We start from the raw sequence: 25,873 nt of genomic DNA on the forward strand, positions 1-25,873 counted from the left end.
GGCCGGGGTCTGACCCCGGCCCGGGCCTCCGGGGTCCGCCCTACGGCATGGCGTGCAGGTGCGAGCCGATGGTGCTCGCGACCGGGTTGCCCGCCTTGGCGTCCCAGTTGGTCGACCAGGTCATCGCGCCGCCGATGCCCGGCCAGGTGGTGTCCGGCTTGTAGCTTCCGCAGTTGGTGCCGGAGGCCAGGCAGTCCAGCGCGTTGTTGACGGTGCCGGCGGCGAGGTACCCGCCGCCCGCGGCGCTGGTGGAGGCCGGCACCCCGAGGCCGACCTGGTCGGGCCGCAGCCCGCCCTTGAGCTGGATGCAGGCCAGACCGGTGAGGAAGTTCTCGGTGCCCTGGGAGTAGACGTTCCCGTCGCAGCCGTTCATCGCACCGGAGTTGTAGTACTGCATGTTGACGATGGTGAGGATGTCCTTCACGTTCAGCGCCAGCTTGAAGTACTCCATGCCGGTCGACTGCATGTCGATCGTCTGCGGCGCCATGGTGAGGATGAATCCGCTCCCCGCCTTCGCGGCCAGGGCGTGCAGCGCCTGGCCCATGTAGGTGGAGCTGATGCCGTTCTCCAGGTCGATGTCGATCCCGTCGAAGCCGTAACTCTGCATCAGCGCCCAGGCGGTGCTGGTGAACGTCGCGGCGGAGGCGGAATCGCCCACCCAGACGGTGCCGTTCTGGCCGCCGATCGAGAGCACCACCCGTTTTCCGGCCGCCCGCTTGGCCGCGATGTCGGCCTTGAACTGGGCGTCGGTGTAGCCGCCGAGGCGGGTGGAGAGGGCGGGGTCGAGGGTGAAGCTCAGGCCGCCGCGGGTGGCCGTGGCGTCCGCGAAGGAGACCGCGATGATGTCGTAGGCGGCCGGGACGTCGCTGATCCGCTGGACGGTGGCGCCGTTGTCGAAGTTCTGCCAGTAGCCGGTGAGGATGTGCTTGGGCAGGTTCGGCGGCTTGCCGGTGGAGGTGGGGGTCGGGCTCCCGGTGCCGGGGTCGGTGGGGGAGGGGCTGCCGGGGTCCGTCGGGCTCGGTGAGGCGGTGACGGTGGCGGTCGGGCTCGGGGAGGGCTGCGGGCCGCCGGGTCCGAGCAGCGAGACGTCGTCGGCGAGGAAGGCCGGCTGTCCGTACCAGCCGTGCAGGTAGACGGTGACGCTGGTGGTGTTCGGGCCGGTGGTGAAGCTGGTGCTCAGCTGGCTCCAGCTGTTGCCGCCGGGGGTCCAGGTGCTCGGATCGGTGCCGCCGGTGCCGCGGGCGCCCAGGTAGACGTACGAGCCCTGCACCCAGGAGCTCAGGGTGTACGAGGAGGAGGGCTTCACCGAGACGGTCTGGGCGCACTCGCCGGTGTCGCTCCCGGCCGGGGTGGACTGCAGCGCGTACGAGCCGGAGTGCGCGGTGGTCTGGACGGTGCCGTTCGAACAGGTCCAGCCGGACAGGTTGCCGGTCTCGAAGCCGCCGTTGGTGATCAGGTCGGAATCCGCGGCGTGGGCGCCGGTGCCGTCGGCGAGTGCGAGCCCGCTCAGGCCCAGGGCGATGGCACTGGCGCCGGCGAGCAGCGGACGGAGGGCGCGTGGGCGCCGGTGTCGGGCAGGTGGCATGACTCCATCTCCAGTGGGGGAGGCCCGGCGGCGCCTCGTGGGGGAGGAACGCCGTCCGGGGTGTCGATGTGCGCGTGCGGGAGCTACCGACAACTCAAGTCCCGGTCGGGAACGGAGACTTGCCTCACAAGGTGGAGTAGACCAATCCGACTGTCAAGAGCGCCTAGGCGGCCTTTGGCACGTCTCGCGCTTCGGCGGGCTCGGCGGGCTCGGCGAGCGCGGCGGTCAGCGCGGCGATCCGGGCCGAGGCCAGGCCGTCGCCGTACGGGCTGGGGGTGGCCGCCAGCCGGGTGAGCCGTTCGGGGGTGTCGGAGAGCCATTCGCGGGCCAGGACGCCCAGGTCCCCGCCCGGCGGCACCAGCGCGGCGAAGCCGGCCGCCACGGCCTCCGGGCGTTCGGTGGAGCGGCGCACCACCAGCAGCGGGCGGCCGAGCACGGTGCACTCCTCCTGCACGCCGCCGGAGTCGGAGACCAGCAGGGCGGCGTGGCCGGCCAGGCCCAGGAAGTCGCCGTAGCCGACCGGACCGGTGACGGCGAGGCGCTCCAGCAGGCCGTCCAGGCCGAACCGCTCGACGGCGGCCCGGGTGCGCGGGTGCATCGGGAACAGCACCGGGGTGCCGGTCCGGGCGATCCGGTCCAGTTCGGCGAGCACCGCGCCGAGCGCCTCGGCGGTGTCGGTGTTCTCCGGGCGGTGCACGGTGGCCAGCACGTACCCGTCCGGGCGCAGCCCGTGGGCGGCGAGCAGCGCGGCGCGGGCGGCGCCGTCCGGCAGCTGACGGCGGACCACCTCGACGACGGTGTTGCCGGTGAGCGCGATCCGCTCCTCGGCCAGCGACTCGGCGCGCAGGTTGGCGACGTTCTCCCCGGTGGCGGCGCAGAGCAGGTCGGAGACGTGGTCGACCATCACCCGGTTGTGCTCCTCGGGCATCGCCCGGTCGAAGCTGCGCAGCCCGGCCTCGACGTGGACCAGCGGGATCCGCCGGGCGTTGGCGGCCAGCGCTCCGGCCAGGGTGGCGTTGGTGTCGCCCTGGACGACCACGGCGGCGGGGCGGTCCTCGGCGAAGGCGGCGTCCAACTGGCCCAGCGACCGGGCGATCTGGCCGGCCCGGGGGCGGCCGCCGACCCCGGTGAGCAGCTCGGGCCGGGGCAGGTCGAGGTCCCGCAGGAAGCGGCCGGACATCGCCTCGTCCCAGTGCTGGCCGGTGTGCACCAGCCGGGTGGCGGCGCCGAGTTCGTGGATCAGCGGGGCGAGCTTGACCAGTTCGGGGCGGGTGCCGAGGACGACGGCGACGCTGGACGGGGGCAGGCACATGCTCAAGCGGGGCTCCGGTGGGACGTTGTGCGGGGGGAGTCGGGGTGGGCTCAGGACTCGAGCGCGGTGGGGGCGCCGAGCGCGACCTTCTCGGCGTTGCGGCGGGTCTTGGCCCAGCCGTTGCGGCCGAGCAGCATCCGGACGGCGGCCCGGGCGGCGACCACGAACAGGTGGTAGGCGTAGAGCCAGACCAGGACGCCCCAGAGCAGCCCGGTGAGCCGGGAGCGGTCGGGGTGGACGAGCCGGCGGTAGGCGGAGCCCCAGAGCACCATCGGCAGCGTGGCGAGCGCGAGGACCAGCAGCATCCACGGGCCGAACCTGAGGTGGAACTCGGTGGTCTCCTCGGGGAAGAGCACCAGCCCGGCGCCGGTGATCCCGAGCGAGAGCGGGAGGAGCAGCACCAGCAGCACGCAGACCACGGGCTGGAGGAAGGTGTACAGCACCTCGGCCTTGCCGGCCGGGGTGTAGTGCGGCGAGCGCAGCACCCGGCCGGTGTAGCGCAGGCACTGCATGTTGCCCTGGGCCCAGCGGGTGCGCTGGGTGAGGAAGCGGCGCGGCGAGATCAGGGCCTCCTGGGAGACCTGGGCCTCGGTGACGTGGGTGAGCCGCCAGCCGGCCAGCCGCAGGTCGAGGCCGGACTCGTAGTCCTCCAGCAGGGCGCGCTCCGGCCAGGGGCGGCCGGCCCGGCCCTCCTCGGCGGTCAGCGAGTCGAGGGCGGTGAGCCGGACGAACTGGCCGTTGCCGCCGAGGCCGACGCTGCCGGTGCGCCGGCGCAGCAACTGCATGCCGGCGTTGTTGGCCTGGAACTCGATGTCCTGCATCCGCACCAGTGCGCGGGCCAGGGCGTTCGAGACCCGGCCTCGGCCGGGCAGCGGGAGCCCGTCGTCGGCGTCGCGCATCCGGACGCCGATCTGGACGGCGCCGGTGTCGGGGCGGCCGAGTGCCTTGGCGTTGCAGACCTGGGCGAGGGTGCCCGGGTCGAGCTGCCCGTCCGCGTCGACCACGCCGATCACCACCCGGGAGCGGTCGGTGCCCTCGGGCAGCCAGGCGGAGATCTCCCGGTAGGCGGCGTTGAGGGCGGCGCCCTTGCCGATCCGGGCGTGCGGGCGGCGGCGCTGGACCAGGTGGATCCGCGGGTCGCGGGCCGCGGCGGCGAGCACCAGCTCGCGGGTGGCGTCCTCGCTGTCGTCGTCGATCACCCACAGGTGGGCCTCGGGCGCGCTGGTCCGCAGGCCGTCCAGGGTCTGGGTGACCACGGCCTCCTCGTCGCGGCAGGGGATCACCAGGTGCCACCGGAGGGCGGAGGGGTCGCCGGGCTCGGCGGGGCGGTTGTGCCGGAAGGCGTGCCGGGAGCCCGCCCAGTACACGAGGAAGCGTCCGAAGACGACGGCCATGTAGCCGACGAGGGCCAGCGAGATCAGTCCGGCGACCCAGACGACGGCGTCCTCGCGAAGCACGATCCATTCGTGCAGGGCGTCGGGCATGGCGCAGTGCTCCTCGTGATCAAAGGCTAGCGGCTCCTATTGGTTGCGAATCGATGCTCCATTGCAGTGCAAATCGCCAAATCGATAGTAAGTGGAGGAAATTGGATGATCATGGGAAAGAACGGGCAAAGTGGTCGTTCTCACCCCGTGAGGACGACCCGCCGGCGCTCCGTAGACTGTGGTCGTGAGCGACAAGGCCGACCCGAACCCGTACACCCTCCGCCCCGCCGACGGCGACACCGGCGACGCCCTGCGCGACGTCGAGGTGGAGCTCTCCAAGCGCTGGCCGGAGAACAAGCTGGAGCCCTCGCTCGACCGGATCGAGGCGCTGATGGACATCCTGGGCCAGCCCCAGCGGTCCTTCCCCTCCATCCACATCACCGGCACCAACGGCAAGACCTCCACCGCCCGGATGATCGAGCAGCTGCTCAACACCTTCGAGCTGCGCACCGGCCGCTACACCAGCCCGCACGTGGAGTCCGTCACCGAGCGGATCAGCCTGGACGGCGCCCCGATCACCCCCGAGCGCTTCGTCGAGGTCTACCGCGACATCGAGCCCTACGTGCGGATGGTCGACGCGGGGCAGCCGGTGGCGATGTCCTTCTTCGAGGTGCTGACCGGCATGGCCTACGCGGCCTTCGCCGACGCCCCGGTGGACGTCGCCGTGGTCGAGGTCGGCATGGGCGGCTCCTGGGACGCCACCAACGTCATCGACGCCGCCGTCGCGGTGATCACCCCGATCGGACTGGACCACACCGACAAGCTCGGCGAGACCACCGGTGAGATCGCCGTCGAGAAGTCCGGGATCATCAAGTCCGGCTCCGTCGCGGTCGTCGCCCAGCAGCAGCTGGACGCCGCCCAGCAGATCCTGCGCCGCGCCGTCGAGGTGGACGCCACGGTCGCCCGCGAGGGCATGGAGTTCGGCGTGATCCGCCGTGAACTCGCCGTCGGCGGCCAGCTGGTGACACTGCGCGGACTCGGCGGCGAGGAGTACGAGGACGTCTTCATCCCGCTGCACGGCGAGTACCAGGCGCACAACGCCGCCCTCGCCCTGGCCGCGGTCGAGGCGTTCTTCGGCGTCGGCGGCGCGCGCGGCGGGCAGCTCGACGTGGACAAGATCCGCCAGGCCTTCTCCGGCGTCTCCTCGCCGGGCCGCCTGGAGATCGTCCGCCGCAGCCCCACGATCATCCTGGACGCCGCCCACAACCCGCACGGCGCCCGCGCCACGGTCGCCGCGATCACCGAGTCCTTCGGCTTCACCCGGCTCGTCGGCGTGATCGGCACCTCCGGGGACAAGGACGTGGCCGGCGTGCTGGAGGCCTTCGAGCCGGTCCTGGCCGAGGTCGTCATCACCCAGAACTCCACCCACCGCGCGATGGACGTCGACGCGCTCGCGGCCCTCGCAGTCGAGGTCTTCGGCGAGGACCGCGTCCAGGTCGAGCCCCGGCTCGACGACGCCATCTCCGCCGCCGTCGCCCTCGCCGAGGAGGAGGGCGACCTCGGCGGCGCCGGGGTGCTGGTCACCGGTTCGGTCATCACGGTGGGCGAGGCCCGCCTGCTGCTCGGGAGGAAGTGACATGAGGACGCTCTGCTCCTCGACGTTGATCGGCGAAGCGCTGCTGATCATGTTCGCGGCACTGGTCGCGATGCGGCTCTCCGACGTCTCCAACGGGGAGATCTGGGCGGTCAGCGGCATCGCGATGGCGCTGTGCGTCCTGCTCTGCGGCATGATCAGCCGCCCCGGCGCCGTGCAGATCGGCTGGGCGCTGCAGATCGGCCTGATCGCCAGCGGCTTCATCCTGCCGACCATGTTCGGCCTCGGCGTGGTCTTCGCCGGCCTGTGGTGGTGCTCGGTGCACTACGGCCGCAAGGTGGACGACTTCAAGGCCGCCCGGGCCGCCGCCGAGGCCGCCGCGGTACAGGCCTGAGGCCCGGACCGGCGAGCCGACACGCCGCTCACGCAAGGTAATCTCTGCCTTGTCGGCGCTCGTCGACCCGACTGTCTGTCTAACCGAATCCCCAGGAGACGCACCGTGTCCCAGCGCACTCTCGTCCTGCTCAAGCCCGACGCCGTCCGCCGCGGTCTGGCCGGCGAGATCATCAGCCGCATCGAGCGCAAGGCCGGCTGGCGCTTCGCCGCCATCGAGCTGCGCACCTTCGACCGGGCCACGCTGGAGGAGCACTACGCGGAGCACGTCGGCCGCCCGTTCTACGAGCCGCTGCTGGAGTTCATGACCTCCGGCCCCTCGATCGCGCTGATCGTCGAGGGCGAGGAGGTCGTGAAGGGCGTCCGGATGCTGGCCGGCGCCACCAACCCGCTGGAGGCCGGGGCCGGCACCATCCGCGGCGACTACGCGACGATCACCCGCGAGAACCTGATCCACGCCTCCGACTCCGTGGAGTCGGCCGAGCGCGAGATCAAGATCTTCTTCCCCGCGCACGTCTGATCCGGACCGGGCGACACGCCCGGCGGGACGGGGCGCGACACGCCCGGGGGACCTTCGTACCGCCCCGGTCGGGACCATTGGCCCGGCCGGGGCATTCTTATCGTGAAATAGGGAACTGGCGGCGCCGACACGGCGTCCCAATCCTCGGAGATGCGATCACGCCCCGGACAATGGACGGCATGCCCCACGTCGACGTCCGTACCGCGCCGCGTGACTACGATGGACGCGACTCAAGGGCCCGGTAAGGCAGCTCAGCTGGTCTCCGCCCAAGCGTGGGCGCGCGCATCCGTCCACCCCCCCCATGAACTCCGAGCCCGGGAAGGCACCCACACCCCATGGCGAGCAACCTGTCGTTCATCGGCCGCGACTTGGCGATCGACCTCGGAACAGCCAACACGCTGGTGTACGTCAGGGGCAAGGGCATCGTCCTGAACGAGCCGTCCGTCGTCGCGGTGAACACCAACACCGGCGGCATCCTCGCCGTCGGCGCCGAGGCCAAGAAGATGATCGGCCGCACCCCGGGCAACATCGTCGCCATCCGCCCGCTCAAGGACGGCGTGATCGCCGACTTCGAGATCACCGAGCGGATGCTGCGGTACTTCATCCTCAAGATCCACCGCCGCCGCTACCTCGCCCGCCCGCGCGTCGTCGTCTGCGTGCCCTCCGGCATCACCGGCGTCGAGCGCCGCGCCGTCATCGAGGCCTCCTCGCAGGCCGGCGCCCGCCAGGTGCACATCATCGAGGAACCGATGGCCGCCGCCATCGGCGCCGGCCTGCCCGTCCACGAGGCCACCGGCAACATGGTCGTCGACATCGGCGGCGGCACCACCGAGGTCGCCGTGATCTCCCTCGGCGGCATCGTCACCGCCCAGTCCATCCGGGTCGCCGGCGACGAGCTGGACAACGCGATCGTCCAGCACATCAAGAAGGAGTACTCGCTGCTCCTCGGCGAGCGCAGCGCCGAGCAGATCAAGATGAGCATCGGCAGCGCCTTCGGCCTGGAGGGCGAGAAGGACGAGCACGCCGAGATCCGCGGCCGCGACCTCGTCAGCGGCCTGCCCAAGACCGTCGTCATCTCCGCCGCCGAGGTCCGCGAGGCCATCGACGAGCCGGTCAACGCGATCATCGACGCGGTCAAGACCACCCTCGACCAGTGCCCGCCCGAGCTGGCCGGCGACGTCATGGACCGGGGCATCGTGCTCACCGGCGGCGGCGCCCTGCTGCGCGGCCTGGACGAGCGGCTGCGCCGCGAGACCGGCATGCCGATCCACATCGCGGAGAACCCGCTGGACTCCGTCGCACTCGGCTCCGGCAAGTGCGTCGAGGAGTTCGAGGCACTCCAGCAGGTGCTCGACGCGTCGCCGCGTCGTTGACAGGACGCCACACCACCGGCACCCCGCACCACATCCGACACTCGACTCAACAGGCCGCCGCCCGGGCACCACAGCCCCGGGCGGCGGCCAGGTACGAAGGGGCAGTACCAGCACCGTGAGGGACACCCGAGAGAGCCGGCTCCTGCTCATCCTGCTGGTGGCCGTCGCCTTCGCGCTGATCACCGTGGACATCAAGGGCGGTGAGGACTCCCCGCTCGGCCCGGCCCGACACGCGGCCGCCAGCGTCCTCGGCCCGGTCGAGCGCGGCGCCGCCACCGTCGTCGACCCGGTCGCCGACACCGTCCGCGCCTTCCGCGACGCCGCCACCGACAGCGGCCGCACCGACCAGCTCGCCCGCGAGAACACCGAACTGCGGCAGAAGCTCGCCTCCTCCGACATGGCCACCGGCCGCACCAAGCAGCTCGACGACCTGCTGCGCACCGCCGGCACCGGCGGCTACACCGTCAAGGCCGCCCAGGTCATCGCGATCGGCCCGGCCCAGGGCTTCTCCTGGACCATCACCATCGACGCCGGCAGCGACGACGGCCTCACCCGCGACATGACGGTGATCAACGGCCAGGGCCTGGTCGGCCGGATCACCACCGTCGCCCCGACCACCGCCACCGTGCTGCTCGCCTCCGACCCCGGCTTCTCGGCCGGCACCCGGCTGGAGGGCACCGGCGAGATCGGCTTCGCCTCCGGCGGCGGCGACAGCCCGATGAAGGTCTCCCTGCTCAACGGCAAGGCCCAGGTCAAGGCCGGCGACCGGCTGGTCACCTTCGGCTCGCAGAGCGGCCGGCCGTTCGTGCCCGGCGTCCCGGTCGGCAAGGTCACCGAGGTCCAGGCCAACGCCGGCCAGCTGACCAAGACCGTCCTGGTCGAGCCCTTCGTCCAGTTCACCCGGCTGGACCTGGTCGGCGTCGTGGTGGTGCCGCCCCGCACCGACCCGCGCGACGCCGTCCTGCCGCCGGCCCCCGCGCCGGGACAGCCCGCCGCCCCGGCCTCCGCGCCCGCCGCCCCGCCCGCCACGCCCACTGGGGGGAACTGAGCCATGCGCCTCGCCCGCATCCCCGTCTCCGCCGGCCTCATCCTGCTCGGCCTGATCCTCCAGGTCAGCGTGTTCGGCCGGCTCCAGCTCCCGGGAGCCACCCCGGACATACTGCTGCTCGTCGTGGTCGGCCTCGCCATGGTCTACGGGCCCACCGGCGGCTGCCTGGTCGGCTTCGCGGGCGGCCTGCTGGCCGACCTCGCACCGCCCTCCGACCACGCGATCGGCCGCTACGCGCTGGTGCTCTGCCTGATGGGCTACGCCGCCGGACTGCTGCGCCCCGACCACGGCCGCCAGCGCTCGGTCGCCGGCTCGCTGCTGGTCGTCGGCGCCGCGTCGGTCGCCTCCACCCTGCTGTACGCGATGGTCGGCGCCCTGGTCGGTGACACCGCGGCCCGGCACGTCGGCCTCGGCGGCCTGGTGATCAGCGCCCTGCTCTACGACCTGCTGCTGGCGCCCTTCGTGGTGCCGCTGGTGATGTACCTCGGCCGCCGCTTCGGACGCGACCCGGTGGCCGCCGCCGACGACGACCAGGGCGGCTCGGGCCTCGGCACGCTGGCCCGCTACCGCACCACCCGCGAGTCCTCGACCGGCCCGGGGTACAAGAAGCGGCGCGTGCCCGGCTTCGCCCGCCGCCCGTAACCGGCCCGGCCCCGACCTCCCGACTTCCCCGCATCCTGGAGCGCACGAGACGTGAGCAACATCCCCGAGACCGGCCGCACCCGGCGGGTGACGATCCGGCTGGTGGTGTTGCAGATCCTGGTGCTGTCGCTGCTCGCCACCCTCGGCGGGCGGCTGTGGTACCTGCAGATCCGCAACGCCAAGGAGTACACCGCGAAGGCGACCGGCAACCACATCCGCGAGGTGGTCGAGCCGGCCGTCCGCGGCGAGATCCTCGACGCCTCCGGGCGGGTGCTGGCCGGCAACGAGACCCGCCTGGTGGTCTCGGTCAGCCGCACCTCGCTGCTCCAGCAGAAGGACGGCGGCAAGGCGGTCCTGGCCCGGCTGGCCGAGGTGCTGGGCATGCCCGCCAAGGACGTGCAGGAGAAGGTCCGGCTCTGTGACGCCAAGACCCCCCAGCCCTGCTGGAACGGCTCGCCCTACCAGCCGATCCCGGTCACCAAGGAAGCCACCACCCAGCAGGCGATGCAGATAATGGAGCGCCGCGAGGACTTCCCCGGAGTCACCGCGCAGCCCACCGCGGTGCGCCGCTACACCGGCGTCGAGGGCGCCAACATGGCCCAGGTGCTCGGCTACCTCTCGCCGGTCACCGACGAGGAGGTCAGCAAGACCGCCGCCAAGACCGGCCTGGACCGCTACCTGCCGGCCGACCAGATCGGCCGGGCCGGCCTGGAATCGGTGTACGACCGCGACCTGCGCGGCACCGCGGGCATCACCAAGCTGGAGGTGGACAACCTCGGCCGGGTGATCGGCACCGCCGGCACCGTCGCCCCGCAGACCGGCGACAACCTGGTCACCAGCATCGACGCCCGGGTGCAGAAGGTCGTCGAGGACAACCTCGGGCAGGCCATGGCCGACGCCCGGAACACCTTCGACAAGGTCACCAACCGCAACTACGAGGCCGACTCCGGCGCCGCCGTCGTGATGGACGTGCACACCGGGCGGATCGTCGCGATGGCGAGCGCCCCGACCTACGACCCGAACCTCTGGGTGGGTGGCATCACCGGCAAGGACTACCAGTCGCTGACCAGCAAGGAGTCCAACTTCCCGCTGCTGAACCGGGCGATACAGGGTCAGTCCGCCCCCGGCTCCACCTTCAAGGTCATCTCCACCACCGCCGCGGTGCAGGCCGGCTACTCGCTGGACGGCCACTACGACTGCCCGAAGAGCATGACCATCGGCGGCCGCGAGTTCAAGAACTTCGAGAGCGAGAACTTCGGCCAGATCTCCCTGGAGAAGGCGCTGGAGGTCTCCTGCGACACCGTCTTCTACGGTCTGGCGTACGACCAGTGGATGAAGGACGGCGGCATCAAGCCGAAGAAGGACCCGGGCGACTGGTTCTTCAAGACCGCCCACGAGTTCGGCCTCGGCGCCAAGACCGGCATCGACCTGCCGGCCGAGGTCACCGGCCGGGTCCCGGACCGGCAGTGGAAGCAGTCCTTCTACGACAACAACAAGGACGCCTGGTGCGCCCAGGGGCAGAAGGGCGGCAACAGCTACTCCGACCAGATCGCCCGCGAGAACTGCGTCGACGGCTACCAGATGCGCGCCGGTGACGCCGTCAACTTCGCCATCGGCCAGGGCGACACCCTCGTCACCCCGGTCCAGATGGCCCGGATCTACTCGGCGCTGGCCAACGGCGGCACCTTCTACCGGCCGACCATCGCCAAGGCCGTGATGAGCCCCGGCGGGAACGTCGTCCGCGAGATCGCCCCGCAGGCCGACGCCAAGTTCCCCGGCGACGAGAAGCTGCTCGGCTACATCAACCAGGCCACCGAGAGCGTCATCAAGAGCGGTACCGCGGCCTGGAAGTTCAACGGCTGGCCGCAGGACAAGATCGCGCTGCACGCCAAGACCGGCACCGCCGAGGTCGAGGGCAAGCAGACCACCTCCTGGCTGACCACGTACAGCAAGGACTACGCCGTCGTCATGACGATCAGCCAGGGCGGCACCGGCTCCGGCGGTTCCGGCGACGCCATCCGCCGGATCTACCAGGCGCTGTACGGCGTCGACGACAAGGGCAACATCGACAACGGCAAGGCGCTGCTGCCCGCCCCGCAGGCCGAGCTGCCCAAGTTCAACCCGGACGGCACCGCGATCATCAAGCCGGTCTCCTACGGCACCGACCCGGCGGCCGGCACCCGGGCCCCGGCCCTCGTCCCGGCGCCGCTCGACCCGGCCGCGGCACAGGCGGCCCCGGCGGCGGCCTTCCTCGACCAGGCGCCGCCGGCCGACCGTCCGGCGTCGTACACCGCGGCCGACGCCGCGCTCGAACCCGTGCGCGGACCGGGAAGGGGACGGGCATGACCTCCTACGGCTCGTACCGTCAGCTGCGGCTCGCCCCGCAGCGCAGCGGGGTCTCCAAGGCCCTGGCCAAGGACTCCCCGCTCTGGCGGCTGGACTGGATACTGCTGCTGGCCGCGCTGGCCCTCTCGGCCGGCAGCTCGCTGCTGGTCTGGTCGGCCACCCGCGGGCGCGACTCGCTGACCCACGGCGACCCGCAGTACTTCCTGTACCGGCACCTGACCAACTTCGTGGTCGGGCTGGTGCTGTGCGCCGTGGTGATAGGGATAGGGAGCCGACGCTTCCGCACCATAGTGCCGTTCCTGTACGTCGGCGTGATCCTGCTGCTGCTGGCCACGCTCAGCCCGCTGGGCTCGACCATCAACGGCGCGCACTCGTGGATCCAGCTCGGCGGCGGCTTCTCCGTCCAGCCCGCCGAGTTCGCCAAGCTGGCGATCGTGCTGGCGATGGCGGTCGTGCTGTCGGACCAGGTCGACGCGGGGGAGCGGGAGTTCCCCTCGCACCGGGCGGTGTTCCGGGCCCTGCTCTGGGCCGGGCTGCCGGCGGGCATAGTGCTGCTGATGCCGGACGCCGGCTCGGTGATGGTGATGGCCGCGATCGTGCTGGGCATCCTGCTCGGCTCCGGCGCGGCCAACCGCTGGGTGCTCGGCCTGCTGGTCGCGGGCACCGCCGGATGCGTGGCGATCTGGAAGTTCGGGCTGCTGAGCCAGTACCAGATCGACCGCTTCGCCGCCTTCGCCAACCCGCAGCTGGACCCGAACGGCGTCGGCTACAACACCGCGCAGGCCCGGATCGCGATCGGCTCGGGCGGCCTGACGGGCAAGGGGCTGTTCCACGGCACCCAGACCGTCGGGCAGTTCGTGCCGGAGCAGCAGACCGACTTCGTGTTCACGGTGGCCGGCGAGGAACTCGGCTTCGTCGGGGCGCTGGCGATCATCGCGCTGGTCGGCGTGGTCCTCTGGCGGGCCTGCCGGATCGCCCGGCAGGCGACCGACCTGTACGGCACGATCGTGGCGGCCGGGGTCATCGCCTGGCTGTCCTTCCAGGCCTTCGAGAACATAGGGATGTGCCTGGGCATCATGCCCGTCGCGGGCATCCCGCTGCCGTTCGTCTCCTACGGCGGCTCCTCGATGTTCGCCAACTGGATCGCCATCGGACTGCTCCAGGCGGTGCGCAGCCAGCGGCCGATAGCGGCCTGAGCGCGCGGCGGTACACGGCGGCACGCGGCGGGGCCGGTCCGGGAACTCCCGGGCCGGCCCCGTCCTCCTTCTCCGGAGGTGGTCACAGCAGGCAGTCGGCGGTGGTCAGCACGGCGCGGGTCTGGTGCGCCAGCTGCTCCTGCACCGGGACCCAGCGGGCGCCGAAGCGGTGGCGCAGCCGCTCCAGGCTGTCGGTGACGACGGCCCGGGCGCGGTCGCGGGCGGCCTCCGCGCCGGGGCCGCGGGCGTCGGCGAGCAGCCGCAGCAGGATCGACGCCACCCGCAGCGGCACCCGCGCCGCGACCAGCCCGGCGGTGGTCACCCGGGACGCGGTGAGCGGCTGGGCGCCCCAGCGCTCCAGCCACTCCTCGGCCACCCGCGGGGCCACCGCCAGGCTGGACTCGACGGTGCGCAGCAGCGGGCCGTACGCCTCGTGGCCGCGCCCGGGGACGCTCGGGAGCAGGGCGGTGAGCTGCTCGGCGCGCCTGGTGAGGTCGCCGGCGGCGGCCGCGAGGGCCTGCGCCCCGGCCGGGTGCGGGCGGGCGTCGCCGACCGCGTCGACCGCCCACATCGGGACCTCCAGCACGGCGGTGACCGCGCCGTACCGGGCCGCGTAGGACCAGGTGGACAGCTCCGGCTCGTCCGGCAGCGCCCGGGGGCCCCCGTCGCCCGGAGCCGGCATCAGATAGGTGCCGGGGTCCGGGCTGGCCCAGCCGACCGCGTCGTAGGAGTCCACGTCGAGCGGCACGCCGGCCCGCTCCGCGGAGCGGGCGAAGCGCCCCGCCAGGCCCCGGACCGGACGGGTCAGCTGGACGAACGCGCCACCGAAGTCCACCCCGTGCAGCGAGCACTGGAGGAAGGGACGCAGCTCGTCGATCAGACCGGTCAGCGCCACGCTCTCCGGCATCGGCGGGCGGCCCGAACCGGGGGAGGGCAGCAGTTCGGGCTGCTCCTCGAAGGAGGGGCGGAAGAAGTGCTCGTAGTGGCGCCGCATGGTGAGCGGGCCGTCCAGCCAGCCGGTGTTGAGCGCGGCGCCGTCCGGGTCGAGGCAGAGCAGCAGGTGCCAGGAGAGCCCGGGGCGGGCGGGGCGGTCCAGCAGTACCTCGGCGAGCCGGACCGTCCCGGCGGTGCCGATCGGCTCGTTGGGATGCGGGCCGCCGACCACCAGCGCCGCGCGCGGCCCGCGGTCCACCGAGAGCAGCAGCAGGGGGCGCCCGGCCCGGGAGCGGCCCACCTCGCGCAGCCGGCAGCGGTCCGGGTGCCGCAGCGCGAGCCGCCGCGCGGCGGACTCGGCCTGGGCCGGCGTGGGGTAGCGGGCCGGCCGGGTGTCGAGGGGCCGGAGGGGGCGGATCCGCCGACCGGTGTCGGTCATGGTTCTCCTTGCGCCGGTCGTACGGCCGCCGGGGCGCGGGCGTGCGGGTGCGCCGCCGGGCACGGCGTGCGGGCGGTGGGACGGGGGCGGGCGCCGCGGGCCGGGGGCGGCGGCCGTACGGCGACGGGACAGGGCCCGGCGAGGGCGGACGGGCCGGGACGGAGCGGGAGGGTCACGCCGGCGGGAAATCCGACGAGGGCCGAGCGTACGACTCAACTCCCGTGTCCGGAAGGGGTGCAGGTTCCTTTGGCGGAGCCCTGTCAGTACCGCACGGCCCGTCCGGGCGTGTCAACGGCGGACGGCACCGGCCGGCGGGCGCGCGCCGCGCGTGCCGGGGCGGGCACCGGCCGGTGCGAGCGGCGCCGGAGCACGGACGTCCCGCGAACCGGGGCAGACGGCCCGTTCCCCGGATTGGGCTACCCTTGAGGGTCACCCCTCCCGTGCCGAATCGCGGCACCGAATCACGTCGTAAGGGTTCCTAGTACATGACTGTCGAATCGGTCTTCCCACGCCTGGAGGCCCTCCTCCCGCACGTCCAGAAGCCGATCCAGTACGTCGGCGGCGAGCTCAACTCGACCGTCAAGGACTGGGACGCGAGCGACGTCCGGTGGGCGCTGATGTACCCCGACGCCTACGAGGTCGGCCTGCCCAACCAGGGCGTCATGATCCTCTACGAGGTGCTCAACGAGCGCGAGGGCGTGCTCGCCGAGCGCACCTACAGCGTCTGGCCGGACCTCGAAGCGCTGATGCGCGAGCACGGCGTCCCGCAGTTCACGGTGGACGCCCACCGGCCGGTGAAGGCCTTCGACGTCTTCGGCCTGTCGTTCTCCACCGAGCTCGGCTACACCAACATGCTGACCGCGCTCGACCTGGCCGGCATCCCGCTGGAGGCCAAGGACCGCACCGACGAGGACCCGATCGTCCTGGCCGGCGGCCACGCGGCCTTCAACCCGGAGCCGATCGCGGACTTCCTGGACGCGGCGGTGGTCGGCGACGGCGAGCAGGCCGTGCTCGACATCACCGACATCGTCCGCGCCTGGAAGGCCGAGGGCCGCCCGGGCGGCCGCGACGAGCTGCTGCTGCGCCTGGCCCGCACCGGCGGGGTGTACGTCCCGAAGTTCTACGACGTGGAGTACCTGGCCGACGGCCGGATCGGCCGCGTCGTCCCGAACGCGCCGGGCGTGCCGTGGCGGGTGTCCAAGCACACCGTGATGGACCTGGACGAGTGGCCGTACCCCAAGCAGCCGCTGGTCCCGCTCGCGGAGACGGTGCACGAGCGGATGTCCGTGGAGATCTTCCGCGGCTGCACCCGCGGCTGCCGCTTCTGCCAGGCCGGCATGATCACGCGCCCCGTGCGGGAGCGAAGCATCACCGGCATCGGCGAGATGGTGGAGCGCGGGCTGAAGGCGACCGGCTTCGAGGAGGTCGGCCTGCTGTCGCTGTCCAGCGCCGACCACACCGAGATCGGCGACATCGCCAAGGGCCTGGCGGACCGCTACACCGAGGACAAGATCGGTCTGTCGCTGCCGTCCACCCGCGTCGACGCCTTCAACATCGACCTCGCCAACGAGCTGTCCCGCAACGGGCGCCGCTCGGGCCTCACCTTCGCCCCCGAGGGCGGCAGCGAGCGCATGCGCAAGGTGATCAACAAGATGGTGTCGGAGGAGGACCTGATCCGCACCGTCGCCACCGCGTACGGCAACGGCTGGCGCCAGGTGAAGCTGTACTTCATGTGCGGCCTGCCCACCGAGACCGACGAGGACGTGCTCCAGATCGGCGAGATGGCGAAGAACGTCATCCAGAAGGGCCGCGAGGTCACCGGGCAGAACGACATCCGCTGCACCGTCTCCATCGGCGGGTTCGTGCCCAAGCCGCACACCCCGTTCCAGTGGGCCCCGCAGCTGTCCGCCGAGGCCACCGACGCCCGCCTGGCCAAGCTGCGCGACTCGATCCGCGGCGACCGCAAGTACGGCAAGAACATCGGCTACCGCTACCACGACGGCAAGCCGGGCATCGTCGAGGGCCTGCTCTCTCGCGGTGACCGCCGGGTCGGCGCGGTCATCCGCGCGGTCTACGAGGACGGCGGCCGCTTCGACGGCTGGCGCGAGTACTTCTCGTACGACCGCTGGATGCTCTGCGCCGAGAAGGGCCTGGCCGGCACCGGCGTCGACGTCGACTGGTACACCACCCGCGAGCGCTCCTACGAGGAGGTGCTGCCCTGGGACCACCTGGACAGCGGCCTCGACAAGGACTGGCTCTGGGAGGACTGGCAGGACGCCCTGGAGGAGGTCGAGGTCGACGACTGCCGCTGGACGCCGTGCTTCGACTGCGGCGTGTGTCCGCAGCTCGGCCTCGACATCCAGATCGGCCCCACCGGCAAGAAGATGCTGCCGCTGACGGTCGTCAACAAGTAGCGCGTCGCACATCCGCGACCCCGGCCGGAATGATCCGGCCGGGGTCGCGGCGTGCCGTGGAGCGGTGTCTGACCAGGGGCGGAGCGAGGGGGGTGGCGGGGCGCGTACCCTTTGAGGTGACAGAGTCCGGACAGTGGCGGGAAGACGCCGCGCCGGACGGGGACAACTGACTAAGGACTGAGCGACCCTGGCACGCCGTACGCCCGACGGTCCGCCGCCCGCGCCGACGGTGCAGCGGATTCGTCTCCGCTACACCAAGCGCGGCCGGCTCCGCTTCACCAGCCACCGCGACTTCCAGCGCGCCTTCGAGCGCGCTCTGCGCCGGTCCGCCGTTCCGATGGCCTACTCGGCCGGCTTCACCCCGCACCCGAAGGTCTCCTACGCGAACGCGGCCCCGACCGGGGTGGCGAGCGAGGCGGAGTACCTGGAGATCGGCCTGGCCGCCGTCCGCGACCCCGAGCAGCTGCGGGCGCAGCTGGACGAGTCGCTGCCGGCGGGCCTGGACGTGATCGACGCGGTCGAGGTGCGGACGCCGAACTTCGTGGAGCGCCTGGAGGCCTCCGAGTGGCTGGTCCGGCTGGACGGCGTCGAGCCGGACGCCGCCGCCGAGGCGGCCGCGCGTTTCCTCGCCGCCGAGCGGGTCGAGGTCGAGCGCCGCACCAAGAACGGCCTGCGGGTCTTCGACGCGCGGGGTGCGGTGGCGGCGCTGGAAGCCGTCCCGGCGCAGGTCGAGGCCGGTGCGGACGCCGGGGCCGGAACGGACCGCGATGTTCGGACCGGCCGTCCCTGTGCGATACTGCGCCTGGTAGTACGACACGCCACACCCGCCGTACGACCCGACGACGTATTGTCCGGTCTCCGTGCGACGGCCGACCTGGCGCCGCCGGTCCCCGCAGAGGTGACCAGGCTGGCGCAGGGGCCGCTCGACGAGGAGACCGGCACGGTGACCGACCCGCTGGCGCTCGACCGCGCGGCGGCTCCGGTCGGCTCGGAGCCGATCGCGGAGCCGCACGCTACCGCGTCCGCCTAGCGGAGGGAGGCCGGGCCCAGTGCCTCACTGGGCCCGACGGTCCTCCGAGGTTCCCGCGGCTCCCCAGGGGAGCGAGCGTCGTCGCAGTACAGGCCTGCCACCCGGGGCCTGCCGACCTGGAAGGTCGGCCGGTCCGGGACCCCGTCCGGGAGCCACCCGGGGTTGGGGGACGGCGCAGCTTGGGAAAACCTCAGAAGACTGGTCAGACCAGAAGACTTTCGACACCCCGCCGAACGCGGGGCGCCGAGCGAGACTACGAGCCCCTGTGCGGCCTCGCGTCCGCGCGGCGGCACCGTCCAAAGGTGCGGTCCGGGCATCGTCGCGATGCCGGCCGCCATCGGTGCCGCGCCGTGCCCGGATGCGGAGCCCGGGGGCCTGACGGGAGATCCACCCGCATGCTCGATAACACCGATCCGCAGCAGACTGCGGCCACGGAACAGAACGAAACCGCCGTGACCGGTGGCGAGGGCGCGTCCGCCGCGCCTCCGCGTCGCCGTCGCCGCGCGGTGTCCCGCCCGGCCGGTGCCCCGCAGGGCGTCGCCGCCGAGGCGGCCGAGACGGTCCTGCCGGCCGAGGCGCCGACGGCTGCCGCCACCCCGGCTCCGGCCGCGGAGCCGGCGGCCGAGCCGGTCGCCGAGAAGCCCGTCCGGGCCCGCCGGACCCGCAAGCGCGCCGAGGCCCCCGCCGGGGCTCCGGAGGCCGCTCCGATCGTGGTCACCGCGCCGGAGGCCGAGCAGGCCCCGGTGGCCGAGAAGGCCGAGACCACCGCGAAGGCCGAGAAGGCCGAGACGTCGGACAAGGCGGAGAAGGCCGAGAAGCCCGCCCGGGCCCGCCGGACCCGCAAGCGCGCCGAGGCGCCCGCCGGTGCCCCCGCCGTCGAGGCCGAGGCCCCCGCCGCCGAGGTGCCGGCCGTCGAGGCCCCTGCCGTGGCGGCTCCCGCCGCCGAGCCGGCGGCCGAGGAGGCCCCCGCTGCTCCGGCCCGCCGTCCCCGCCGCCGTCGCGTGGTCGAGGCCGCGCCGGTCGTCGAGGCCCCGGTCGAGGAGCCGCAGGCCGAGGAGCCCGCCGTCGAGGAGCCCGAGGAGGAGGCCGTCGAGGCGGTCACCGAGGCCCCCGCCGCCCAGCCGGTGGCCGAGCCCGCCGCTGCCGCTCCGGCCGCCGAGGCCGAGCCGCACCACCGGGTGCGCCGCCGCGCCGTCCGTCCGGCCACCGCGGTCTTCCAGGCCCCGGTGTTCCAGGAGCCGGCCCCCTTCGTCGCGCCGTCCACGCCGGCCGCGCCGCAGCAGCCCGTCGCCGCCCCGGCGCCCACCGAGGCCCCGGCCGCGGTCGAGCGCGAGCAGGAGGACGAGTACGAGTACAGCGGCGTCGGCCGCCGTCGCCGGGTCCGCGCCCGGGTGGAGCCGACCCGCCGCAAGCCGGCCGCCAAGGCCAAGGCCCAGCCCCAGGTGCAGGCCCAGCCCCAGGTGCAGGCCCCGGTCGCGGCGCCCGCGCCCGTCGTCGCGGCGCCCGCGCCCGCCGTCGAGACGCCCGTCGTGGAGGCCCCCGCCGCCGGTCCGGAGACCGAGGGCGAGTGGGAGGAGGACGGCCGTCCGTCGCGCCGTCGCCGCCGGGGCGGCCGCCGCCGTCGCCGTGGTGAGGCCGAGGAGTTCGAGGCCGCCGAGGCCGAGCAGCCCACCGCCGAGGAGTCGGCCGAGGCCGTCGCCGACGAGGAGGGCGAGGACGACGACGACCTGGCCGCCGGCCTGTCCTCGTCGCGCCGCCGTCGCCGCCGTCGCCGCCGCAGCGGTGAGGCCGGCGCCGTCGAGACCGCCGAGACCACCGAGGACGGCGTCCGCACGGTCGTGAAGGTGCGCGAGCCGCGCCGCCGTTCCACCGAGCCGTCGTTCGACCCGGACGAGGTGCAGTCCATCAAGGGCTCCACCCGCCTGGAGGCCAAGAAGCAGCGCCGCCGCGAGGGCCGCGAGCTGGGCCGCCGCCGGGTGCCGATCATCACCGAGGCCGAGTTCCTGGCCCGCCGCGAGTCGGTCGAGCGCGTCATGGTGGTGCGCCAGAACGGCCAGCGCACCCAGATCGGCGTCCTCGAGGACGGCGTGCTGGTCGAGCACTACGTCAACAAGGAGCAGGCCACCTCGTACGTCGGCAACGTCTACCTGGGCAAGGTCCAGAACGTGCTGCCGTCGATGGAGGCCGCCTTCGTCGACATCGGCAAGGGCCGCAACGCGGTGCTGTACGCCGGTGAGGTCAACTTCGGCGCGCTGGGCGGCCACGGCGGCCCGCGCCGGATCGAGTCGGTGCTGAAGTCCGGCCAGTCCGTGCTGGTGCAGGTCTCCAAGGACCCGATCGGTCACAAGGGCGCCCGCCTGACCAGCCAGATCTCGCTGCCCGGCCGCTACCTGGTCTACGTGCCCGAGGGCTCGATGACCGGCATCTCGCGCAAGCTGCCCGAGAACGAGCGCGCCCGCCTGAAGCAGATCCTGAAGAAGATCGTTCCGGACGACGCGGGCGTCATCGTGCGCACCGCCGCCGAGGGCGCCTCCGAGGAGGAGCTGACCCGGGACGTCCAGCGCCTCCAGCAGCAGTGGGAGGACATCCAGAAGAAGGCCGCGACCGGCAACGCCCCGGCGCTGCTGTACGGCGAGCCGGACATGACCGTCCGGGTCGTCCGCGACATCTTCAACGAGGACTTCACCAAGGTCATCGTCTCCGGCGACGAGGCGTGGAAGACCATCCACGAGTACGTCTCCAACGTGGCCCCGGACCTCGCCGAGCGACTCCAGCGGTGGACCTCCGAGGTGGACGTGTTCGCCACCTACCGGATCGACGAGCAGCTGATGAAGGCGCTGGACCGCAAGGTCTGGCTGCCCAGCGGCGGTTCGCTGGTGATCGACCGCACCGAGGCGATGGTCGTCATCGACGTCAACACCGGGAAGTTCGTCGGCCAGGGCGGCAACCTGGAGGAGACGGTCACCCGGAACAACATCGAGGCGGCCGAGGAGATCGTGCGCCAGCTGCGGCTGCGCGACCTCGGCGGCATCATCGTGATCGACTTCATCGACATGGTGCTGGAGTCCAACCGCGATCTGGTGCTGCGCCGCCTGCTGGAGTGCCTGGGCCGGGACCGGACCAAGCACCAGGTGGCCGAGGTCACCTCGCTGGGCCTGGTCCAGATGACCCGCAAGCGGGTCGGCCAGGGCCTGCTGGAGTCCTTCTCCGAGCCGTGCGTGCACTGCAACGGCCGCGGTGTGATCGTCCACATGGAGCAGCCGAGCGCCCACGTCCACGCCCCCGTGGCGGCGGGCGAGGCCGGCTCGGGCGGCGGCAAGCGCCGCCGCCGGGGCAAGGGCGGCGTGGGCCACGAGGAGCCGCAGGCAGTCGAGGCCGCGGTGGCCGCCGTGGCGGAGCCGGTCGAGGCCTTCGTCGAGCCGGCCGAGCCGGTGCGCGAGGAGATCGAGGGCCAGCTGGCCCTGGAGGTCCCGGGCGTCGAGGCTCCGGCCGTGGAGGCCGTCGTCGTCGAGGCGCCGGCGGTCGAGGCGCCGGTGGCCGCTCCGGCGGGCCGTCCGCGCCGCCGGGCGGTGCGCAAGGCGACGGCTCCGGCCGGTTCGCCGAACAACGCCGAGATCGTGGTGCTCCAGGCCAAGGCCGAGGCGGCGCTGGAGGCGGCCCTGGAGGCCGCCGCCGTTCCGGCCGCCGCCGAAGCCGTCGCCGAGACGCCGGCCGAGCCGGTCGTGGTCGCGGAGGCCGAGGTCGTCGAGGCCCCGGCCACCGCCGAGACCGCCGCGGAAGCCCCGGAGGCCCCCGCGGCCGACGAGGCGCCGGTCGAGGAGGCTCCCGCCGAGGAGGCTCCGGCGCCGAAGAAGCGGGCCGCCCGCAAGACCGCCGCGAAGAAGACCGCCGCCAAGAAGGCCACCGCGGCGGCCAAGAAGACCACCGCCCGCAAGACCGCGACCAAGCGGACGAGCGCGGCGGCCAAGAAGGCCGCGGCCGCCGAGGGTGATACGGCAGCCGAGTAGTGCCCACGCCCCGGGGCGGGAGCGATCCCGCCCCGGGCCGTACGGTCCGGTTTGCCCCACGGGCGGCCGATCCGTATTCTTGACCATCGGCGTGTCTACGCCACACGCTCCCGAGCACATCACCTTCCCGAGGTCGCCGCGTTCGCGCGGAGGGCCGGGGAGAGGCTCCTGTGTCCGTACCCAGGTGGCTGGCGTCGGGGGTTCCGACCGAGCAAGGAAAGCAGGTACCGCATGTACGCGATCGTTCGCGCAGGCGGCCGCCAGCACAAGGTCGCCGTCGGCGACGTGCTGGAGATCGACCGTATCGAGGCCAAGCCGGGTGACTCGGTCGAGCTCTCGACCATCCTCGTCGTCGATGGTGACGCTGTCACCTCCGACCCGTGGGTCCTGGCCGGCGTGAAGGCTCACGCCGAGGTGGTCGACCAGACCAAGGGTGACAAGATCGTCATCCTGCGCTACAAGAACAAGACCGGCTACCGCCGCCGTCAGGGTCACCGTCAGCAGCACACCGCGGTGCGCATCACCAGCATCGACTCGGTCAGCAAGTAAGGGGATAGCGAAAGATGGCACACAAGAAGGGCGCAAGCTCTACTCGTAACGGCCGTGACTCGAACGCCCAGCGCCTCGGCGTCAAGCGCTTCGGCGGCCAGGTCGTCTCGGCCGGCGAGATCCTCGTCCGCCAGCGCGGCACCCACTTCCACCCGGGTGCCGGTGTCGGCCGCGGTGGCGACGACACCCTGTTCGCGCTGACCGCCGGTGCGGTGCAGTTCGGCAACCGTCGTGGCCGCAAGGTCGTCAACATCGTGGCCGTCGAGGCCTGAGTCCCCGCGGACTCCCGGGTCTGAGAGGACCCATCGGGTCTGAGAAGACTCACAGTGAAGGGTGGGCCGGAATTCTCCGGTCCACCCTTCACGCTTTACGCAGGTAGCAAGCAGACTCTCGCGCACTGGAGGCACACCCATGACCACCTTCGTGGACCGCGTCGAACTTCACGTCGCCGCGGGTAACGGGGGCCACGGCTGCGCCTCCGTGCACCGCGAGAAGTTCAAGCCGCTCGGCGGCCCGGACGGCGGCAACGGCGGTGAGGGCGGCAGCGTCATCCTCACCGTGGACTCCCAGGTCACCACCCTTCTCGAGTACCACCACTCGCCCAAGCGCAAGGCCACCAACGGCAAGCCGGGCGCGGGCGGCCACCGCACCGGCGCGGACGGCGAGAACCTCCTCCTGCTGGTGCCGGACGGCACCGTGGTGCTGGACCGCAAGGGCAACGTGCTGGCCGACCTGGTCGGGCACGGCACCAGCTTCGTCGCCGCCCAGGGCGGTCGCGGCGGCCTCGGCAACGCCGCGCTGGCCTCGGCCCGCCGCAAGGCGCCCGGCTTCGCGCTGCTCGGCGAGCCCGGCGAGGCCCGTGACATCGTCATGGAGCTCAAGTCCGTCGCCGACGTGGCCCTGGTGGGCTACCCGAGCGCCGGCAAGTCCTCGCTGATCTCGGTGCTCTCCGCCGCCAAGCCGAAGATCGCGGACTACCCGTTCACCACCCTGATCCCCAACCTCGGCGTGGTCACCGCGGGCGAGACCGTCTACACCATCGCCGACGTGCCCGGTCTGATCCCGGGCGCCAGCCAGGGCCGCGGCCTCGGCCTGGAGTTCCTGCGGCACGTCGAGCGCTGCTCGGTGCTGGTGCACGTGCTGGACTGCGCCACCCTGGAGCCCGGCCGCGACCCGCTGACGGACCTGGAGACCATCGAGGCCGAGCTCGCCGAGTACGGCGGCCTGGACGACCGCCCGCGCCTGGTCGCGCTCAACAAGGTGGACGTCCCGGACGGCCAGGACATCGCCGACCTGACCCGCGCCTCCCTGGAGGAGCGCGGCTTCCGGGTGTTCGAGGTCTCCGCCGCCTCCCGCAAGGGCCTGCGCGAGCTGAGCTTCGCGATGGCCGGGATCGTCTCCGAGGCCCGCGCCGCCACGCCGGCCGCGGAGTCCACCCGGATCGTGCTGCGGCCCAAGGCCGTCGACGACACCGGCTTCACCATCACCGAGGAGGACGGCGCGTACCGCATCCGCGGCGTCAAGCCGGAGCGCTGGGTCCGCCAGACCGACTTCAGCAACGACGAGGCCGTCGGCTACCTCGCCGACCGGCTGGCCCGCCTCGGCATCGAGCAGGAGCTGTGGAAGATCGGGGCGCACGAGGGCGACACCGTCATCATCGGCCCCGAGGAGAACGCCGTCGTCTTCGACTGGGAGCCGACCATGGCCGCCGGCGCGGAGATGCTCGGCCGCCGCGGTGAGGACCACCGCATGGAGACCCAGCGCCCGGCGGTCGACCGCCGCCGCGAGAAGCAGAAGGGCCGGGACGCGGCCGAGGCCGAGTTCCTCGCCTTCGAGGCGCTCTCCAGCGGCCGCCCGGCCGCCATCGAGGGCGACGACGACGAGGACCACTGAGCCCTCCGGGTCCTTCGAGCGCTGAACGGCCCCCGCCACCTGTCGAGGTGGCGGGGGCCGTCCGCGTGTTCAGCGGTGACCGGGCGTCACTTGGTCCAGGCGGCCTGGAGCTTCAGCAGGTCGGTCAGGTCGGTGTAGCCGACCGCGACCGGGGTGGTCCCGGTGGTGGCGATGATGGTGCAGCCCTTGACCTCGGCGCCCTTGGTCACGCCCTGGAACTTGGCGCCGGTGCACTTGGGCAGCGGGGTGGCGGCGGTCATGGCGTTGATGCCCTTCTTGCCGGTGTTGTCGAAGACGACGAACTTTGAGTCCGGAGCGGTGAAGGACAGGCTGGCGTCCCCGACGTTCTTGATCGTGTAGCTGACGTACATCGGGGTGCGGCCTTCCAGGCCGGCCGTGGTGACCTTGGCGGCGGTGAGCTCCTGGAGGGAGCCGACCTCGATGCCGGTGACGGTGACCTCCAGCTTGGTGGCGACCTTGGCGTTCTTGTCGGCGAAGTCCACGGTGGCGCTCTGGCCGATCTTCACACTGGTGGCGGCCGCCGGAACGCCCCCGCCGGCCCCGCCGCCCGCGGCACCGGCCGTACCGGCCCCGCCCGTGGTGCCGGCCGTGCCGCCGGTCGCCGCACCCGAGGGGGCCGCGGTCGAACCGCCGGCCGCGCCGCCGGCGGCGGCCCCCGGAGTCGCGCCGGCCTGCCCTGGGGCCGCACCGGTCTGGCCTGGGGCCGCACCGGTCTGGGCCGGAGCCGCGCCGGTGGCGCCGCCGGTACCGGCCGGAGTGTCCGCGTTGTCCGGCCCGCAGGCCGCGAGCGACAGGGCGGTGGCTGCCGCGAGCGCGGCGACGGTCAGCTTGGTGGTGTACGAACGCATGATGCGCTTTTCTCCTGGGCGCGCGGCCGCGACCGTTGCCGGCCTTTGCCCAGTGCGGCGCCGCCCGTCGTGAAACGAAGGGTCGAAGACATGGGTCCAGCGGGCAAGAAGCCGTCCCCCGATCTGGCTTGTGGTCAGGGACCATACCAGCCATCCGGATTGGCGGAACCGCTGTGGCGAGCCCGTGACCAGGCCGGGTCCAGCCGGTGAAACACCCCAGGGGTGACCTGCGTGGATCGCGTAGATTTCGGGGGTGACGACGGGCCCGGGCCCGCCGTACCGCACCACACCGGAAGGGCGTACAGC

The 25,873-nt window shown here is 72.8% G+C and carries 19 protein-coding genes; 14 read left to right on the forward strand and 5 right to left on the reverse strand.

Annotation, left to right across the window (positions count from 1 at the left end; genetic code table 11):
* Positions 1-40: 40 nt before the first annotated feature.
* The 3 genes from ACFRAR_RS11740 to ACFRAR_RS11750 form a co-directional block, all read right to left on the reverse strand.
* Positions 41-1,585, reverse strand: coding sequence for a chitinase (locus ACFRAR_RS11740; RefSeq protein WP_380697399.1), 1,545 nt, complete (start codon positions 1,583-1,585; stop codon positions 41-43).
* 163 nt (positions 1,586-1,748) lie between these two features.
* Positions 1,749-2,897, reverse strand: coding sequence for a non-hydrolyzing UDP-N-acetylglucosamine 2-epimerase (gene wecB, locus ACFRAR_RS11745; protein ID WP_380697488.1), 1,149 nt, complete (start codon positions 2,895-2,897; stop codon positions 1,749-1,751).
* A gap of 50 nt (positions 2,898-2,947) precedes the next feature.
* Entirely contained in the window at positions 2,948-4,381 is a 1,434-nt protein-coding gene (locus ACFRAR_RS11750) for a glycosyltransferase family 2 protein (protein WP_380697401.1), read from the reverse strand.
* Positions 4,382-4,565: 184 nt separating this feature from the next.
* On the opposite strand from ACFRAR_RS11750, the gene ACFRAR_RS11755 reads away from it, so the two are divergent.
* From ACFRAR_RS11755 to rodA, 8 genes are all read left to right on the forward strand, one after another.
* On the forward strand, positions 4,566-5,957 hold the full coding sequence (locus tag ACFRAR_RS11755) for a bifunctional folylpolyglutamate synthase/dihydrofolate synthase (RefSeq protein ID WP_380697403.1): 1,392 nt from the start codon (positions 4,566-4,568) through the stop codon (positions 5,955-5,957).
* Position 5,958: 1 nt separating this feature from the next.
* Positions 5,959-6,309, forward strand: a complete 351-nt coding sequence (locus ACFRAR_RS11760) for a DUF4233 domain-containing protein (RefSeq protein ID WP_380697405.1) — start codon at positions 5,959-5,961, stop codon at positions 6,307-6,309.
* A gap of 105 nt (positions 6,310-6,414) precedes the next feature.
* Positions 6,415-6,828 (forward strand): nucleoside-diphosphate kinase, encoded by a 414-nt coding sequence (gene ndk, locus ACFRAR_RS11765; RefSeq protein ID WP_380697407.1) that lies wholly within the window; start codon positions 6,415-6,417, stop codon positions 6,826-6,828.
* Between the two features lie 347 nt (positions 6,829-7,175).
* Positions 7,176-8,201, forward strand: coding sequence for a rod shape-determining protein (locus ACFRAR_RS11770; protein WP_049648984.1), 1,026 nt, complete (start codon positions 7,176-7,178; stop codon positions 8,199-8,201).
* 115 nt (positions 8,202-8,316) lie between these two features.
* The gene (gene mreC / locus ACFRAR_RS11775; protein WP_380697409.1) at positions 8,317-9,249 is read left to right on the forward strand and encodes a rod shape-determining protein MreC; all 933 of its coding nucleotides are present in this window, start codon (positions 8,317-8,319) and stop codon (positions 9,247-9,249) included.
* A 3-nt stretch (positions 9,250-9,252) separates the two neighbouring features.
* The gene (gene mreD / locus ACFRAR_RS11780; RefSeq protein WP_380697411.1) at positions 9,253-9,891 is read left to right on the forward strand and encodes a rod shape-determining protein MreD; all 639 of its coding nucleotides are present in this window, start codon (positions 9,253-9,255) and stop codon (positions 9,889-9,891) included.
* A 51-nt stretch (positions 9,892-9,942) separates the two neighbouring features.
* Positions 9,943-12,237, forward strand: a complete 2,295-nt coding sequence (mrdA, locus tag ACFRAR_RS11785) for a penicillin-binding protein 2 (protein ID WP_380697412.1) — start codon at positions 9,943-9,945, stop codon at positions 12,235-12,237.
* Positions 12,234-13,433: a rod shape-determining protein RodA gene (gene rodA / locus ACFRAR_RS11790; protein WP_380697414.1), complete on the forward strand. Its 1,200-nt coding sequence runs from the start codon at positions 12,234-12,236 to the stop codon at positions 13,431-13,433. The genes mrdA and rodA overlap by 4 nt, the downstream gene beginning before the upstream one ends.
* Before the next feature lie 82 nt (positions 13,434-13,515).
* Here the strand turns inward: rodA and ACFRAR_RS11795 are convergent, their stop codons facing one another.
* Entirely contained in the window at positions 13,516-14,805 is a 1,290-nt protein-coding gene (locus ACFRAR_RS11795) for a M14 family zinc carboxypeptidase (protein WP_380697415.1), read from the reverse strand.
* A gap of 485 nt (positions 14,806-15,290) precedes the next feature.
* Between ACFRAR_RS11795 and ACFRAR_RS11800 the strand changes: the two genes are divergently transcribed.
* The 6 genes from ACFRAR_RS11800 to obgE all read left to right on the forward strand — a co-directional run bounded on the left by ACFRAR_RS11800 (position 15,291) and on the right by obgE (position 24,698).
* Positions 15,291-17,219 (forward strand): TIGR03960 family B12-binding radical SAM protein, encoded by a 1,929-nt coding sequence (locus ACFRAR_RS11800; RefSeq protein WP_380697417.1) that lies wholly within the window; start codon positions 15,291-15,293, stop codon positions 17,217-17,219.
* A 229-nt stretch (positions 17,220-17,448) separates the two neighbouring features.
* Positions 17,449-18,249: a TIGR03936 family radical SAM-associated protein gene (locus ACFRAR_RS11805; protein WP_380697418.1), complete on the forward strand. Its 801-nt coding sequence runs from the start codon at positions 17,449-17,451 to the stop codon at positions 18,247-18,249.
* Positions 18,250-18,644: 395 nt separating this feature from the next.
* The gene (locus ACFRAR_RS11810; RefSeq protein WP_380697420.1) at positions 18,645-22,256 is read left to right on the forward strand and encodes a ribonuclease E/G; all 3,612 of its coding nucleotides are present in this window, start codon (positions 18,645-18,647) and stop codon (positions 22,254-22,256) included.
* Between the two features lie 231 nt (positions 22,257-22,487).
* Positions 22,488-22,805 (forward strand): 50S ribosomal protein L21, encoded by a 318-nt coding sequence (rplU, locus tag ACFRAR_RS11815; RefSeq protein WP_045696828.1) that lies wholly within the window; start codon positions 22,488-22,490, stop codon positions 22,803-22,805.
* Positions 22,806-22,819: 14 nt separating this feature from the next.
* Positions 22,820-23,077 (forward strand): 50S ribosomal protein L27, encoded by a 258-nt coding sequence (gene rpmA / locus ACFRAR_RS11820; protein ID WP_030058248.1) that lies wholly within the window; start codon positions 22,820-22,822, stop codon positions 23,075-23,077.
* A 139-nt stretch (positions 23,078-23,216) separates the two neighbouring features.
* Positions 23,217-24,698, forward strand: a complete 1,482-nt coding sequence (gene obgE / locus ACFRAR_RS11825; protein WP_380697421.1) for a GTPase ObgE — start codon at positions 23,217-23,219, stop codon at positions 24,696-24,698.
* Positions 24,699-24,784: 86 nt separating this feature from the next.
* On the opposite strand, the gene ACFRAR_RS11830 is transcribed toward obgE, so the two are convergent.
* On the reverse strand, positions 24,785-25,567 hold the full coding sequence (locus tag ACFRAR_RS11830; protein ID WP_380697423.1) for a hypothetical protein: 783 nt from the start codon (positions 25,565-25,567) through the stop codon (positions 24,785-24,787).
* Positions 25,568-25,873: the final 306 nt, after the last annotated feature.

It is taken from the genome of Kitasatospora sp. NPDC056651 (genome assembly GCF_042792155.1).
Classification (GTDB): Bacteria; Actinomycetota; Actinomycetes; order Streptomycetales; family Streptomycetaceae; genus Kitasatospora.

Bases quoted from the DNA above. Each gene is read 5' to 3' on its own strand.
- ACFRAR_RS11750 (WP_380697401.1), bottom strand. From the start codon at position 4,381: ATGCCCGACGCCCTGCACGAATGGATCGTGCTTCGCGAGGACGCCGTC.
- mreD (WP_380697411.1), top strand. From the start codon at position 9,253: ATGCGCCTCGCCCGCATCCCCGTCTCCGCCGGCCTCATCCTGCTCGGC.
- ACFRAR_RS11830 (WP_380697423.1), bottom strand. From the start codon at position 25,567: ATGCGTTCGTACACCACCAAGCTGACCGTCGCCGCGCTCGCGGCAGCC.
- ACFRAR_RS11800 (WP_380697417.1), top strand. From the start codon at position 15,291: ATGACTGTCGAATCGGTCTTCCCACGCCTGGAGGCCCTCCTCCCGCAC.
- ACFRAR_RS11740 (WP_380697399.1), bottom strand. From the start codon at position 1,585: ATGCCACCTGCCCGACACCGGCGCCCACGCGCCCTCCGTCCGCTGCTC.
- rodA (WP_380697414.1), top strand. From the start codon at position 12,234: ATGACCTCCTACGGCTCGTACCGTCAGCTGCGGCTCGCCCCGCAGCGC.
- obgE (WP_380697421.1), top strand. From the start codon at position 23,217: ATGACCACCTTCGTGGACCGCGTCGAACTTCACGTCGCCGCGGGTAAC.
- wecB (WP_380697488.1), bottom strand. From the start codon at position 2,897: ATGTGCCTGCCCCCGTCCAGCGTCGCCGTCGTCCTCGGCACCCGCCCC.
- ACFRAR_RS11810 (WP_380697420.1), top strand. From the start codon at position 18,645: ATGCTCGATAACACCGATCCGCAGCAGACTGCGGCCACGGAACAGAAC.
- ACFRAR_RS11795 (WP_380697415.1), bottom strand. From the start codon at position 14,805: ATGACCGACACCGGTCGGCGGATCCGCCCCCTCCGGCCCCTCGACACC.
- rplU (WP_045696828.1), top strand. From the start codon at position 22,488: ATGTACGCGATCGTTCGCGCAGGCGGCCGCCAGCACAAGGTCGCCGTC.
- rpmA (WP_030058248.1), top strand. From the start codon at position 22,820: ATGGCACACAAGAAGGGCGCAAGCTCTACTCGTAACGGCCGTGACTCG.
- ACFRAR_RS11760 (WP_380697405.1), top strand. From the start codon at position 5,959: ATGAGGACGCTCTGCTCCTCGACGTTGATCGGCGAAGCGCTGCTGATC.